12 protein-coding genes are annotated in these 14633 nt (G+C 73.8%); 7 read left to right on the forward strand and 5 right to left on the reverse strand.

All coding sequences use genetic code 11. The features are described 5' to 3' along the window. Positions 1 to 105: 105 nt before the first annotated feature. Together OG373_RS30075 and OG373_RS30080 are read right to left on the reverse strand one after the other, a co-directional pair. Positions 106 to 900, reverse strand: coding sequence for an ABC transporter permease (locus OG373_RS30075; RefSeq protein WP_405441476.1), 795 nt, complete (start codon positions 898 to 900; stop codon positions 106 to 108). After that, positions 897 to 1943, reverse strand: coding sequence for an ATP-binding cassette domain-containing protein (locus tag OG373_RS30080; protein ID WP_405441477.1), 1047 nt, complete (start codon positions 1941 to 1943; stop codon positions 897 to 899). The genes OG373_RS30075 and OG373_RS30080 overlap by 4 nt, the downstream gene beginning before the upstream one ends. A gap of 73 nt (positions 1944 to 2016) precedes the next feature. Between OG373_RS30080 and OG373_RS30085 the strand changes: the two genes are divergently transcribed. Beyond that, a complete protein-coding gene (locus OG373_RS30085) occupies positions 2017 to 2739 on the forward strand; it encodes a TetR/AcrR family transcriptional regulator (RefSeq protein WP_405441479.1) in 723 nt (240 codons plus the stop codon). Between the two features lie 24 nt (positions 2740 to 2763). On the opposite strand, the gene OG373_RS30090 is transcribed toward OG373_RS30085, so the two are convergent. Beyond that, positions 2764 to 3888, reverse strand: a complete 1125-nt coding sequence (locus OG373_RS30090; protein WP_405444259.1) for a type ISP restriction/modification enzyme — start codon at positions 3886 to 3888, stop codon at positions 2764 to 2766. Between the two features lie 145 nt (positions 3889 to 4033). On the opposite strand from OG373_RS30090, the gene OG373_RS30095 reads away from it, so the two are divergent. Next, positions 4034 to 4201: a hypothetical protein gene (locus OG373_RS30095; RefSeq protein WP_397736017.1), complete on the forward strand. Its 168-nt coding sequence runs from the start codon at positions 4034 to 4036 to the stop codon at positions 4199 to 4201. Between the two features lie 137 nt (positions 4202 to 4338). Here the strand turns inward: OG373_RS30095 and OG373_RS30100 are convergent, their stop codons facing one another. Continuing rightward, complete coding sequence (locus OG373_RS30100; protein ID WP_405441480.1) at positions 4339 to 5088, reverse strand: GntR family transcriptional regulator; 750 nt, start codon at positions 5086 to 5088, stop codon at positions 4339 to 4341. 63 nt (positions 5089 to 5151) lie between these two features. Further along, positions 5152 to 6465 carry a homogentisate 1,2-dioxygenase gene (gene hmgA, locus OG373_RS30105; RefSeq protein ID WP_405441481.1) on the reverse strand — a complete coding sequence of 438 codons (1314 nt, stop codon included), beginning with the start codon at positions 6463 to 6465 and terminating at the stop codon, positions 5152 to 5154. A gap of 217 nt (positions 6466 to 6682) precedes the next feature. Here hmgA and OG373_RS30110 point away from each other — a divergent pair, with 217 nt between their 5' ends. The 5 genes from OG373_RS30110 to OG373_RS30130 all read left to right on the forward strand — a co-directional run bounded on the left by OG373_RS30110 (position 6683) and on the right by OG373_RS30130 (position 14570). Then, a complete protein-coding gene (locus tag OG373_RS30110; protein ID WP_405441482.1) occupies positions 6683 to 8821 on the forward strand; it encodes a right-handed parallel beta-helix repeat-containing protein in 2139 nt (712 codons plus the stop codon). 160 nt (positions 8822 to 8981) lie between these two features. After that, positions 8982 to 9827, forward strand: a complete 846-nt coding sequence (locus OG373_RS30115) for a hypothetical protein (RefSeq protein ID WP_405444260.1) — start codon at positions 8982 to 8984, stop codon at positions 9825 to 9827. 478 nt (positions 9828 to 10305) lie between these two features. Further along, the gene (locus OG373_RS30120; protein WP_405444261.1) at positions 10306 to 11634 is read left to right on the forward strand and encodes a hypothetical protein; all 1329 of its coding nucleotides are present in this window, start codon (positions 10306 to 10308) and stop codon (positions 11632 to 11634) included. Positions 11635 to 11669: 35 nt separating this feature from the next. Continuing rightward, the gene (locus tag OG373_RS30125; protein ID WP_397736129.1) at positions 11670 to 12290 is read left to right on the forward strand and encodes a TetR/AcrR family transcriptional regulator; all 621 of its coding nucleotides are present in this window, start codon (positions 11670 to 11672) and stop codon (positions 12288 to 12290) included. 81 nt (positions 12291 to 12371) lie between these two features. Next, positions 12372 to 14570, forward strand: coding sequence for a molybdopterin oxidoreductase family protein (locus tag OG373_RS30130; protein ID WP_405441483.1), 2199 nt, complete (start codon positions 12372 to 12374; stop codon positions 14568 to 14570). Positions 14571 to 14633 lie beyond the last annotated feature (63 nt).

Consider the following 14633-nt stretch of genomic DNA (forward strand, 5'->3'; position numbering starts at 1 on the left):
GGGCGGGCATCCCGGGTGTCGCACGGGCCCGTCGGCACCCGTCCGTCCGTCCGCCGTGGGGGCGCCGCCACCGACCGGCTGTTCCGGGGTGCCCGGCCCGATCGGCTACCTCCGGGCGTCGCCGCAGGAGATCCGGCGCGTGGCCAGCGGTACGAACAGCGCGAGCAGCAGCCCCGACCACAGCAGCGCCCCGGCCACGGGATGCGCCGTCGGCCAGGCTGCGCCCGCCGCGGCCCCGCCCCCGGCGTTCCCGCACAGTGTGCGCACGGCGGTGGCCACGGCGCTGATCGGGTTCCACTCGGCGACCGCCCGCAGCCACCCGGGCAGCCCCTCGGTGGGCAGGTACGCGCTGGACAGCATCGGCAGGATGAAGGTGGCGCCGCCGAGTTGGCCGGCCGCCTCCTCGTTCCTGCTCAACAGGCCGAGGTACGTGCCGACCCACGCGGTGGCGAAGCGGAACAGCAGCAGCACGCCGAGGGCCCCGAGTGCGCCGGGGAGTCCGTTCTCGATGCGCCAGCCCATCGCCAGCCCCACCAGCATCAGCGGCACCATCGCCACGCCGGTGGTCAGCAGGTCGGCGGCCGTCTGCCCGAGAGGCACGGCGGTACGGCTCATCGGGAGGGTCCGGAAGCGGTCCATCACCCCCCGGTGGGCGTCCTGCGCGGCCGTGAACAGGCCGGTCATCAGACCGTTCGCGGCGGTGGCGGCCAGCAGTCCGGGGACCAGGAACTCCCGGTACTCGGCGCCCGGCATGGCGACGGCGCTGCCGAAGACGTAGCCGAAGAACAGCAGCATCGTGATCGGCATGGTCTGGGTGAGGATCAGCAGCGCCGGGGCGTGCCGGGCCTTCTGGAGCTGGCGGGTGAGGACGGCTCCGCCATCGGACAGCAGGGTGCTCATGCGGCGTACTCCTGGTCGGCTTCGGTGGTCGTGCCGGTGCCGGTGCCGGTGCCGGTGTCAGCGTCGGCGTCGGTGTCGGCGTCCCGTTCGGTTCCGGTGATGGCGGGGCGGGCCCCGGTCAGGCGCAGGAACACCTCGTCGAGGGTGGGCGGGCGCAGGCTCGCGTCCGTGACCGGGACCCCGGCGGTGTCGAGTTCCCGGATGATCCGCGGCAGGGTGAGGGTGTCGTCGAGGACGGTGACGCCCACCGTCAGCCGCTCCTCGTCGAGCACGGGCAGGCCGCCGGTGAGCCGGTCGAGTACGGCGGCGGCGCGCGCGACCGCCCCGCGTTCCGCGACGGTGACCTCGGCGCGGGCGCCGATCCGGGCCTTCAGGCGGGCCGGAGTGCCGGTGGCGGCGGCCCGGCCGCCGTCGACGACCACGATCTCGTCGGCCAGCCGGTCGGCCTCCTCCAGGTACTGGGTGGTGAGCAGCACCGACGTGCCCTCCTCGGAGAGCCGGCGCACCGCCGTCCAGATCTGCTCGCGGGCCGCCGGGTCCAGTCCGGTGGTGGGCTCGTCGAGGAACAGCACCCGGGGCCGGGTGATCAGTCCGGCGGCCAGGTCCAGGCGTCGGCGCATGCCGCCGGACCAGGTGCCGGCCACCCGGTCGGCGGCCTCGCCGAGCCCGAAGCGCTCCAGCAGCTCGTCGGCGCGGGCCCGGCGGGCGGGGCCGCGCAGTCCGGCGAGCCGGGCGAAGAGCCGGAGGTTCTCACGGCCGGTCAGGTCCCCGTCGACGGAGGCGTACTGGCCGGTGACGCCGATGGCGCGGCGGACGGCCGCGGGATCCCGGGTGACGTCGTGGCCGGCGACGAGGGCGCGGCCGCCGGTGGGCGGGGTGAGGGTGGTGAGGATCCGGACGGCGGTGGTCTTGCCCGCGCCGTTGGGGCCGAGCAGGCCGCAGACCGTGCCCTCGGGGACGGCGAGGTCGAGGCCGCGCAGGGCATGGATCTCCCCGTAGTTCTTTCGCAGACCCTCACTAAGTACAGCGTACGTAGTCGTCATGTGCGCCACCGTACCGCACTACGTACGCCGTACGTAACTAAGATGGTGGCGAGACGACGAGGTGATCTGAGCCATGACAGCCGGCGGGCGACCCGCTGAACCCGAAGTGATCTGGTCCCGCCCCCAGCGGGCCGGCCGCGGACCCAGGCCCGCGCACAGCCGCGAGTCGATCGCGTCCGAGGCGGTGCGGATCGCCGACGAGGAGGGGATCGATGCCGTCTCCATGCGGCGCGTGGCGGCCGGGATCGGCGCCGGGACGATGTCCCTCTACAACTACGTGCCGCGCAAGGAGGACCTGTACGAGCTGATGGTCGACGCGGTCAGCGGGGAGTACGAGTTCCCCGCGCCGACCGGCGACTGGCGGGCCGACCTGCTCGCGCTGGCCCGCGGGACGCGGGCGCTGATGCACCGCCACCCGTGGCTGCCGCGCCTGCTCACCCCCGTCTACGGGTTCGGCCCCAACGCCCTGCGCTACCTGGAGTACAGCCTGGACTGCCTGGCTCCGCTCGATGTGCCGGACAGCGAGAAGCTGGAGCTCGTCGCCGCCGTCAACGGCACCGTCGCGACCTACGTGGCGGGCGAGCTGGCGCTCGCCGAGCGGGCCCGGTCGCTGCCCTGGAGCGAGGCGGAGGAGCAACGCGTACGGACCGCCTGGCTCGGCTCCCGGCTGGCCACCGGGGAGTACCCGCGGCTGGCGGCTGCCCTCGGCGGCGGCCCGGTCCCGGGCGCCGGCCTCGACATGGCCGCGGTCTTCGACCGCACCATGGTCCGGCTGCTGGGGGCCTGGGAGGCGTAGGCCCCGGATGCGTGCGGGACCTCCTCAGAGGAGGGCGAACTGCCCGCCCGGGCCCTCCTCCTGGTGGTCGAGCACCGAAGCCGGGCGCCGGGCCGAGGCCGGCGGCGGCAGCACCCCGGCCGCGCGCAGGGCCTCGGCAGGCAGCTCCGGGCCGGGCTCGAACGCCGCCCGCTCCGGAGCCAGTTCGGCCAGCAGTGCCAAGGTGGTGACCAGGGCCAGCAGTTCCGAGGTCCAGCTCTGCGGCCACTCGGCGGGCCCCAGCGCCGCCAGACCGTCGGCGTCCGGGCCGCGGTGCGCGGTGCGGGCAGCGAACCAGGCCGGCAGCACCCGTACGCCCTGCGCCTCGTACTCCCAGGCCCCGGCCGGCACGGGGGACACGGTCCCGCTCCCGACGCTCAGCGTCTCGCTCCCGGCGTCGTACGCCGGCTCGTGCGGCCAGCCCGAGACCGCCGAGCGGACGTACGGGCGGCGGCCGCCGGGCAGCCGGGGCGGCTCGCCACCGCGCGCGCCGCGCAGCCGCACGGTGAGCAGCCGGTGCCCCAGCTCCAGCCCGGCCCGCCAGTGCGCGGTGTCGGCGGCAAGCGGGACCTCGTAACCGCGCGGGCCAGGGCGGCCCGCCGCCAGGATCCAGCACAGGACGTCCTCGGGGGTGACCCAGCCGCCGTGGCGCGCGCCCAGCAGGGGCAGCAGGCCGGGGGCGAGATTGGGCTCGGCGCCGCCGGGGCGCCGGTGCAGCGGACGGATGCGGCCGAGGCGGCCGACCGGCAGGTGCGCGGTGACCAGCGGCTCCGGGGTCTCGACGAGGAACAGCTGGTGCTCGTCCCGGACCCGCCAGAGCTCGGGGCGGGCCACATCGATGAGCCGCTGGTCGGGCAGCAGCCACTGCTCGTCGAAGGGCTCGCGGAGTACCCGTACGGGGTCGGGGCAGGGGCCGGGGGCGTCCGTGAAACGGGCCGTGGCCGCCGAGCGCTGCCCCGGCAGGGCGGCCGCCCCGGCGTCGGGCCTGCGGCTGCGGCTCGGGCGGAACAGCCGCTCCCGCTCGGCCCCTTCGGAGCCCGTCAGGGCGGCCCAGCGGGCGCGCAGGGCCGCCGGATCGGGTGCGGCCACCCAGTCCCGGCCCAGGCGCAGGCTGCCCACGGCCCAGGGCATCAGGTCATCGAGCAGCGGTACGTCTTCGCTCACGCCGCCGATGGTAGCGACGGGACCGGGCGGCCGGGCTGCGTCCAGTCCGAAGAGCTACGCTCCTTATGTACGCATACATACGGTATCGACCGGGGAGGCTGAGGAGGCGGTCATGAGCCAGTACGACGAATACACGACCCCGTCGCAGGCCGAGGGCGAGCGCCTCGACGAGGACATGGACGAGGCCCAGCGCAAGCAGCGGCAGCACCCCCACACGATGCGGACCACGCCGTCGCAGGCGGAGGGCGAGCGCACCAGGGAGGACGACGACGAGAAGTAGTCGCGCGGAGATGGTGCGGCCGTCGGTGCGGGCCGGCCGTCGGTGTGCGCAGGCCGTCAGTGCGCGTCGACCTCGGCGTGCGTCGTCGTCCGTGCGCGTCGACCGTCAGTGCGCGTCGACGTCGGCGTGCGTAGACGTCAGTGCGCGTCGACCGTCACGGTGAAGGAGAACCGGTCGCCGCGGTAGCGGATCCGGGCCACGTCCACCACCCGGCCGTCCTCGTCGTAGGTGACGCCCGTGTAGTGCAGGATCGGGCTGAGCAGCGGGACCTGGAGCAGCTCGGCCGTCTCCGGGTCGGCCAGCCGGGCCTCCACCGTGTCCGTGATCCGGCTGATGCGGACCCCGACGATGTCCCGCAGGACCTTGGTCATCGGCCAGCGTTCGAGATCGGCGAGGTCCACGGCCCCGGCGAACTCCGGCAGGACCGCGTTCTCCGCCCAATTGGTGGGCTCGCCGCTCTCCCGGTCGTGGCGCAGACGCCGGTACGTCACCACCTCGGGGGTGTCCGGGAAGTGCTCCAGCAGCTCCCCGGACACGGCCGTGCGGCCGTGTCCCAGGATCGTCGTGCGGTCGCCCGACTGCTGGGCCACGATCGCGTCGACCGAGCCCAGCAGCCGGACCGGGGTGCTGCGCAGCGCGCCCGGCTCGATGAAGGTGCCGCGCCGCCGGTGCCGGCTGATCAGGCCCTCGTTCTCCAGCTCCTTGAGCGCCTGCCGCATGGTCAGCACGCTCACCCCGTAGTGCTCGGCGAGCTGCTCCTCGGTGGGCAGGCGCAGCGAGGCGTCCGGGGTGCGCCCGAGTATCGAGGCGCGCAGTGACTGCGACACCTGGTACCAGAGCGGCAGTTTCCGGTTCAGTACCAGCGAGTCGGGGGCGAAGGCGGTCACGGGTGGATCTCCGAACGGCTGGGCAGGGGTGACGTGCGGCGCATGCAGGGTATGCAGTGCAGGTCAGGCGCGGAAGTGGCGCTGCAGACCCTGCCACACGTCGTCGTAGCCGCGCTGGAGGTGATCGGCGCCGGCGGCCTGTGCGGTGGCGGTGATCGGCCAGCGGGTCTCGAACATGAAGGCCAGGCCGTCGTCGATCTTCTGCGGCTTCAGCTCGGCGGCGCTCGCCCGGTCGAAGGTCTCGTGGTCGGGGCCGTGCGCGGACATCATGTTGTGGAGCGAGCCGCCGCCGGGGACGAAGCCTTCGGCCTTGGCGTCGTAGGCCCCCTCGATGAGGCCCATGTACTCGCTCATCACGTTGCGGTGGAAGTAGGGCGGACGGAAGGTGTCCTCGCCGACCAGCCAGCGCGGGGCGAAGACGACGAAGTCCACCCCCGCCAGCCCCGGGGTGTCGGACGGGGAGGTCAGGACCGTGAAGATCGACGGGTCCGGGTGGTCGTAGCTGATCGAGCCCAGGACGTTGAAGCGGCGCATGTCGTACACGTACGGGACGTGGCTGCCGTGCCAGGCGACCACGTCGAGCGGGGAGTGGTCGTAGGTGGCCGACCAGAGGTTGCCGCAGAACTTGTTGATCACCTCGGTCGGGCGGTCGCTGTCCTCGTACGCGGCCACGGGGGCCTGGAAGTCCCGTGCGGAGGCGAGGCCGTTGGCGCCGATCGGGCCCAGGTTCGGCAGTTCGAAGGGCTGGCCGTAGTTCTCGCAGACGTAGCCCCGGGCATCGGCGTCGAGCAGCTCGACGCGGAACCGGACGCCGCGGGGGATGAGGGCCATGTCGCCGGGGTGGGCGGCGAGCAGGCCCAGTTCGGTGCGCAGGAGCAGCCCGCCGCGCTCGGGGACGATCAGCAGCTCGCCGTCGGAGTCGCTGAACACCCGGTCGGTCATGTCGGCGTTGGCGGTGTAGAGGTGGATGGCCATGCCGGAGCGCTGGGTGACGTCGCCGTTGCCGCCGAGGGTCCACAGGCCGGCCAGGAAGTCGGTGCCGGGGGCCGGGGCGGGCAGCGGGTTCCAGCGGAGCCGGTTCGGGTCCGGCACGGCCTCGGTGAAGGGCGCGGAGCGCAGGGCGCCGTTGTCGACCCGGGTGAAGGGCGGGTGCGCGGCCGAGGGGCGGATCCGGTAGAGCCACGAGCGGCGGTTGTGCGTGCGGGGCTCGGTGAAGGCGCTGCCGCTGAGCTGCTCGGCGTAGAGGCCGAGAGGTGCGCGCTGGGGCGAGTTCCGGCCGATCGGCAGTGCGCCGGGGACGGCCTCCGAGCTGTGCTCGTTGCCGAAGCCGGTGAGGTACTCCAGTGCCCCGGCCGTCTTCCTGGCCTGCTCGCTCATGTGCTGCTCCCGCTCCGTCGAAGGAATCCTATGGTCGACAGTAGGATTCCGCGGCCCGCGCGTCAACGGCGGACCCCGCGCGGGGGCGGGAGACCGGTGGGAGATCGGCGGGAATGGCCGGAAAGGCGGGAAAGATCGAGGGGCTTCCGGCCGGACCGGAACGCGGATTCGGTCGAGGGGGATCACAAAAGATGAACATTGCTCTACTCTCACGCGCATGTCGTGGACCCGCAGGTTTCCTGCCGTGCCGGCGGCGCTCCTCGCCGCCCTCCTCGCTCTTGTGTCCCTCCTCGTCTCCGCGCCTGCCGCCGGCGCCCACGAGGAGCGCCCGATCACCCTCCCGGACGGCTCCGGATCCGTACCCGAGTACCGCAGGGCGGAGCCCGACCTCATCGTCTGCAAGACCGACCGGCCCGCCTTCGAACGCCGGATATCCGCCTTCCCCGAAGAGCTCAGGCAGCGCAACCTCGCCCTCTACGAGCGGTGCGAGAAGAGCGGCTACCGGCACCTCCAGGAGGCCGTCGACGCCGTCGACCGGCCCGGAATGAACATCGCGATCCTCCCCGGCCTGTACGAGGAGGAGCCCTCGCTCCCCAAGCCGACGGGGGAGTGCGCCGCGCTGAAGGCCCCCGAGTCCTCACTGGGCTACCAGATCCTGTCCTACGAGCAGCAGGTCCGGTGCCGGCACAACCAGAACCTCGTCGCGATCCTCGGCAAGACGAACCTGCAGATCGAGGGCACCGGCGCATCACGGCTCGACGTGGTCGTCGACGCCAAGTACCAGAAGCTGAACGCCATCCGCGCGGACAAGTCCAACGGCATCTACTTCCGCAACTTCACCGCCCAGCGCACCACCTTCAACTCGCTGTACGTGCTGGCCGGCGACGGCTTCGTCATCGACGACGTGCTGACCCGCTGGAACGACGAGTACGGCTTCCTGACCTTCGCCAGCGACCACGGGCTCTACAAGAACTGCGAGTCGTACGGGAACGGCGACTCCGGCATCTACCCGGGCAGCGCCTCGAACATCAACGACGGCCGCGGCTACGAGGTCCCCCGGTACTCCATCGAGATCACCGGCTGCCGCAGCCACCACAACATGGTCGGCTACTCCGGCACCGCGGGCGACTCGGTGTGGGTGCACGACAACGAGTTCGACCAGAACATGGGCGGCGCCTCGATGGACAGCGCCTTCCCCGGGCACCCCGGACTCCCGCAGAACCACGCCAAGTTCGAGCGCAACCTGATCCACGACAACAACCAGGACTACTACGGCTTCGTCGCCGACGGCACCTGCGCCAAGCCGCCGATCGAGCGCGGCTACGAACGCGGCGTCGTCTGCCCGCAGATCTCCATGCCCCCGGGCACCGGCATCATCACCGCAGGCGGCAACTGGAACCTCTACGAGGGCAACTGGGTGTACGGGCACCGGCGCGCGGGCTTCTTCCTCAGCGCGGTCCCCGCCTTCATCCGCGGCGAGGAGGCGTGGTCGAAGCAGACGGACACCTCCCACCACAACCGGTACGCCGGGAACGTCATGGGCAAGGACAAGTCCGGGGCCGCCCGCCCCAACGGCATGGACGTGTGGTGGGACGGCCAGGGGCGCGCCAACTGCTGGCAGGACGGACCCGACGGCTCCACCCCGGGCACGGTCCCGCAGTGCGGTGACCGCCGGGGCGAGGTCTCGGGGGCGTCCTCCCGGCTGGTCGGCGAACCGGTCAAGCTGGTCCAGCTCCTCGTCTGCGCGGACTACAACGTCCAGGCGCGCAAACTCCCGGCCGGCTGCGACTGGTACGGCGCGCGCGGTCTGGAGCGGGTGGAGACCCAGCTCGCGCTGGCCGTCGCCGCGGTGCTGCTGCTGGTCGGCGGGGTCCTGTGGTGGCGCCGCCTGCGCGGCTCGCGCCCGGGCACGGCCGCCTCGCTCGCCGGGCTGGCGGGCCTGGTCCTGGACGTGGCCGGCTCCACCATGGCCCTGACCGCCACCTTCGTCCCCGCGCTGGCCCTCCTCCTGCTCGGCCTGTGGTGGACGGGCGTCGGCCTGGTCCTGCGCACCGGCCGCCCGTGGCTGGCCCGCCTGACCCTGCTGCTGGCCGGGCTCACCCTGCTGGACGCCTTCGACAAGGCGGTCCTGATGATCCCGTGGACCCCCCTGAGCCCCGCCTGGGTACGGGCCCTGGTGGCCGTGGTCTGGGTCCTGTGGGCGGTGGTGGCCTCGGCCCGCCCGGGTGCGCCGGCCCACCCGTCCGGCCCGGGCGACGACCCCTCGGGCGACCGCGCCCCGGTCCCCGCGGGTCCCGCCCCGGCACTGCGCGCGGCGGCCCCCGAGCCGCCGACCGCCCCGGAGCCCGCGCCGTGACCCCCGCCCAGGCCGCGCCGACCCCAGGAGGCCAGCCGTGACCGACCGGCCCGAGCACCAGCCGGAGCAGCGGCCCGACGAAGACAGCCGGTGCGACGCCTGCGGTACGCCGCCGCCCCGCGCGCTCCGCAGGCTCCCCCGAACCGCCCGCGCCGCCGCCCTGCTCGCCCTCGCCCTGCTCCTCGCGGGCGGCGCGGCAACGGGCTGCGGCGGGCGGGCCACCACCCACCACAAGCCCGGCACCAGCCACGAGCAGGCCTCCGGCAGCGTGGGCACCCTGCTCACGGCCACCGACGCCACCGGCCACCGGCTCCGCGAGGTCCCGGCGCAGGGTGCGCCGGAGGTCCAGCTGACCGTCCGCCCGGACAGCGAGGACGGCTGGAACCTCCAACTGGCGGTGAAGAACTACCGCTTCACCCCCGACAGCACCGGCGGCGCCGCCCTCCCGGGCGCGGGCCACGCCCACCTGGAGCTCGACGGACGCAAACTGGCCCGGCTGTACGGCCCCTGGTTCCACCTGCCCGCGGCGCAGGTCCCCGAGGGCGCGCACACCCTGACCGTCCGCCTCTACGCGGACGACCACACCGCCTGGGCCGTATCGGGCAAGCCGGTCGAGGGCACGGCGCAGCTCACCGCCACCGCCGCCGTCCCGGGAGGGCCGGACGGCCACACTCACGGCGGGAGCCCGAGCCCTGCCCCGACTTCGGATCCGGCTCCGACTTCGGCTCCGGCTCCGGAGCAGGCCGACCGGACGGTCACCATCACCGTCCGGGACGGCAAGGTCAGCCCCGCCCCCGCCCGCACCGAACTGCGGCGCGGAGAGCGCGTGGCCCTGCGCGTCACCAGCGACCGCGCGGACACCCTGCACGTCCACGGCTACGACAAGGAACTCGCCCTGCCGGCAGGCCAGGAGGCCACCCTGATCCTGACGGCCGACCGCACGGGCCTCTTCGAGGTCGAAACCCACGAGTCCAACCTCGTCCTGACCCAACTCCTCGTCCGATGACCCGCCCCCGCACCGCCCCAGGCCTCACCCACCGCCCGCCGCCCGTGCCCGGGCGTGGGCGCAAGGCCCGACCCGGGCGTGGGAGCAAGGCCCGGGCCGTGCCCGGGGGCAAGGCGCGGCCCGTGCCCGGACCCATGGCCGGGGCCGTGCCTGGACGCACGGCCCCGGCCGTGCCTGTGCCGGCAGCCCGATCCGCCTTCGGCCCACTGCCCCGGCAGGGACTTGAGTGCGGGCCCGCGCCTCGGCCCGGGCGCGGGTCCCGGCCCGCGCTCCGGACTGCGTCCGGGCCCGCATTCCGGCCCGCATTCCGGCCCGCATTCCGGCCCGTATCCCAGCCCCGGCGTCCCGGAGCCGGGCGCGAGCCCGGGACGCCCGGCCGCGTTGCCCGCGGGACGGCGCCGTCCCGGGTGGGCCCATGGTGAGCCCCCTCGGGCCGGGGGCCACCCCGGGCGGCGGCGGTGGTGGTCGCGGCCAGGGCGTGGTCCTTCACCCGGCCGATCCGCTCACCTCGCTCGCGCACGGGATCGGGTCCCAGCACGATCTGCCCATCTCTCCCTTCTATGCCTTCGCCGGTGCCTTCGCCGCGCTGTTCGTCTCCTTCCTCGCGCTCGGCCTGCTCTGGTCCACCTCCCGCTTCCGCGGAGAGCGCTCGGGTCTCGCCCTGCCCGTCGCCCTGCAGCGGGTGGCCGACGCGCCGGCCACCCGAACCGCCCTGCGTGGACTGGGACTCGCCGCCGCGCTGGCCGTCCTGCTGTACCTCCTCCTCGGTCCCGACGACCCCGCGCACAACCCCGCTCCCGGCGCCGTCTACGTCCTCCTCTGGGTCGGACTCGTCCCCGCCTCCCTCCTCCTCGGCCCCGCCTGGCGCCTGCTCAACCCGCTCCGCACCCTGCACCGTCTGCTCTCCCGAGCCCTGCGCCGCCCCGAGCCCGGCCCCGGCCCCGACCCCGCCCCCGACCGCCGCCCCCTGCCGGCCCGGCTCGGTCAATGGCCGGCCGCCGTCGGGCTGTTCGGCTTCACCTGGCTCGAACTCGTCGCTCCTGAACCCGCATCCACCACCACCCTCCTGATCGCGATCACCACCTACGCCGCCGCCCAACTCCTGCTCGCCGCCCGCTTCGGCGAGCGCTGGTTCGACGACGGCGACGCCTTCGAGGCGTACTCCGCCCTCCTGGCCCGGCTCTCTCCCCTCGGCCGTCGCAGCGACGGCCGCCTCGTTCTCCGTAACCCCTTCCACGGACTCGACGCGACACCCGAGCGGCCCGGCCTCGTCGCCACCGTCTGCGTCCTCCTCGGCTCCACCGCCTACGACGGCTTCTCCGACAACCCCTCGTGGATCAACGCCCTACAGACCTCCCCCCTCGGCCGCACCCCCACGGCCACACTCGGACTGCTCGCTTCCATCGCCCTCGTCGCCACGCTCTACTGCCTCTGCGCCGCGGCCACCCGCCTCGTCAGCGGCCCGCACCCCGGACCGCTCACCGCCTTCGCGCACTCACTCGTACCGATCGCACTCGGCTATCTCATCGCCCACTACTTCTCCCTCCTTGTAGTCGAAGGACCACGCACAGTAAGCATGGCACTCGGCACTGACAACGCCCCCGAACCCGTGCCACCACTGGGGCCGGGCGGCCTCGCCGCCCTCCAGGTCATCGCCGTCGTCACCGGTCACGTGCTCGGCGTCGTCGCGGCCCACGACCGTTCCGTACGCCTCTTCCCGCCCGCCCGAGCGGTGGCCGGCCAACTGCCACTGCTGGCGCTGATGATCACTTACACCATCGGGGGGATCGGACTTCTGCTGAACTGAGGCCCCCACCGAACCCGGAAGCGAGGAGCGGCATGATGGACCCCGTGCCTCCCGCCCACTCCCTGCGCCGTACGCCGATCCAGCAGCGCAGCGCCGACCGGCTCGCCCGGATCCTCGACGCCTGCGCCGAGCTGCTCGACGAGACCGGGTACGAGAACCTCAGCACCCGCGCCGTGGCCCTGCGCGCCGGCGTGCCGATCGGCTCCGTCTACCGCTTCTTCGGCAACAAGAGGGCGATGGCCATCGCCCTCGCCCACCGCAACCTGGACCGCTACGTCGACGGCATCGCAGACCGGCTCGCCGACCTTCCCGCCACCCACTGGCGGCCCGTCGTGGACGCCGTGCTGGACGAGTACCTGGCCATGAAGCGCAGCATGCCCGGCTTCGCGCTCGTCGACTTCGGCGTGCCCGCGCCGCCCGCCGAGGGGCCGGAGGCGGACCCGAACCACCAGGTCGCCGCCCGGCTGACCGAGCTGCTCTCCGCGCACCTCGGCCTCACCCCCGACGCCACCCTGGAACGGGCCGTCCTCGTCGCCGTCGAGGCCACCGACGCCCTGATCCAGCTCGCCTTCCGGGCCGACCCGGCCGGTGATCCCGGCATCGTCGACGAGACCCGCGCGATGATGCACGCCTATCTCGCCCGCGTACTCGACTGACCCCTCCCCTCCGTGCGTACCGGTCGGTATGCTCGGTGCACCTCGCGTGCCCGTGCCGCAGACCGCCGCCCTGGAGGGCCCATGTCCCGCACCGCCCTGCGCATCTGCCCCCTCTGCGAAGCCACCTGCGGCCTCACCCTCACCCTCGCGGACGGCGCGGTCACCGGCGCCCGCGGTGACCGCGAGGACGTCTTCAGCCGCGGCTTCATCTGCCCCAAGGGCGCCGCGTTCGGAGCGCTCGACTCCGACCCCGACCGGCTGCGAGGCCCCCTCGTCCGCCGTGCCGGCCGGCTGCGGGAGGCCACCTGGGAGGAGGCCTTCGACGCCATCGCCGCCGCCGTCCCCGCCCTGGTCCGGGAGTACGGGGCCCAGTCGGTCGGCGTCGTACTCGGCAACCCGAACGTCCACACCATGGCCGGCGCCCTCTACCCGCCGCTGCTCCTCAAGGCCCTCGGCACCCGCAACCTCTTCACCGCCAGCACGCTCGATCAGATGCCCAAGCACGTATCCAGCGGACTCCTCTTCGGCGACCCCTTCGCCATCCCGGTCCCCGACCTCGACCGGACCGACTTCCTGCTCCTCCTGGGCGCCAACCCGGTCGAGTCCAACGGCTCCCTGTGCACCGCCCCCGACTTCCCCGGCCGGCTGAAAGCCCTGCGGGCCCGCGGCGGCACCCTGGTCGTCGTCGACCCGCGCCGTACGCGCACCGCCGCGCTCGCCGACCGCCACCTCGCGCCGCGCCCCGGCAGCGACGCGCTGCTCCTCGCCGCCCTCGCGCACACCCTGATCGAGGAGAAGCTCGCCGCTCCCGGCGCACTGGAGGAATTCAGCGAGGGCATCGGGGAACTCGGGGCCGCGCTGGGGAGTTTCACTCCTGAGGCCGTATCACCCGCTTGCGACCTCACGCCCGCCGAGATCCGTACGCTCGCCCGCGAGCTCGCGGCCGCACCCACCGCCGCCGTCTACGGGCGGATCGGCAGCTGCACCGTCGAGTTCGGCACGCTGGCGAGCTGGCTGGTCGACGTACTCAACATCCTGACCGGCAATCTGGACCGGCCGGGCGGAGCTCTGTTCCCGCTCTCCGCGACCGCCCCGGCGGGCCGGCCCGCCGGTCCGGGCAAGGGATTCGCCCTCGGCCGCTGGTCGAGCCGGGTCGGCGGCCACCCCGAGGCCAAGGGTGAGCTGCCCATGGCCGCGCTGGCGGAGGAGATCGAGACTCCCGGTGAAGGGCGGATCCGCGCGCTGCTCGCCATCGCCGCCAACCCGGTGCTGTCCGCACCCGACGGCGACCGGCTCGACCGGGCGCTGGCCGGGCTCGACTTCATGGTCTCGGTCGACCCGTACCTGAACGAGACCTCACGTCACGCACACGTCGTCCTGCCACCGCCGCCGCCCTCCCGGAGCGCGCACTTCGACTTTGCGTTCAACGGGTTCGCCGTGCGCAACCAGGCCCGGTACTCGCCCGCCGCCGTCCCTCTGGAGAGCGAGCGCATGGACGAGTGCGAGATCCACGCGCGCCTGATCCTCGCCGTCTCCGGGCTGCACGGCGCGCCCCCGGAGGCCGTCGACGAGCGTGTCATCGCAGACACCCTGGCCCGGGCCGTCACCGATCCCCACTCACCGCTCCACGGCGGCGACTCCCAGGAACTGGCCCGCCTGCTGACCGGCACCTCCGGCCCCGAGCGGCGCCTCGACCTGATGCTGCGCACGGGCCCGTACGACCTGACCCTCGACGATCTGAGGCAGGCGCCGCACGGCATCGACCTCGGCCCGCTGCGGCCCCGGCTCCCGGGCGTGCTGAAGACCCGCAGCGGCAGGATCGAACTGCTCCCGGACCCGATCGCGGCCGAGCTGCCCCGGCTGCGCGCGGCGCTCGCCGAACGCCCCGCCGCCCTGGTGCTCGTGGGCCGCCGCCATCTGCGGTCCAACAACAGCTGGTTGCACAACGTCCCGGCCCTCACCGGAGGTTCCAACCGCTGCACCCTTCACGTCCACCCGCACGACGCGGAGCGACTCGGACTCGTCGACGGAGGGCGGGCCAGGATCACCGCCGAGGGCGGGAGCCTGGAGGTACCCGTCGAGGTCACCGACGCCGTCCGCAGCGGTGTGGTGAGCCTGCCGCACGGGTGGGGCCACGATCGCGCCGGCTCGCGGTTGTCCGTGGCCGCCGCGGTGCCCGGCGCCAATGTCAATCAGCTGCTCGACGGCACCCGCATGGACCGGCTGTCCGGCACGGCGGTGCTCAACGGCTTCCCCGTCGAGTTGGCACCCCTGCCCTGAGCTGGGGTTTTGCTCGTATTGCTCACGCGCAGACGTCTTGTTGGCGCGCTGAGGGGGCACCTA

The sequence above is a fragment of the Streptomyces avidinii genome, assembly GCF_045161815.1.
Taxonomy (GTDB): Bacteria; Actinomycetota; Actinomycetes; order Streptomycetales; family Streptomycetaceae; genus Streptomyces; species Streptomyces avidinii.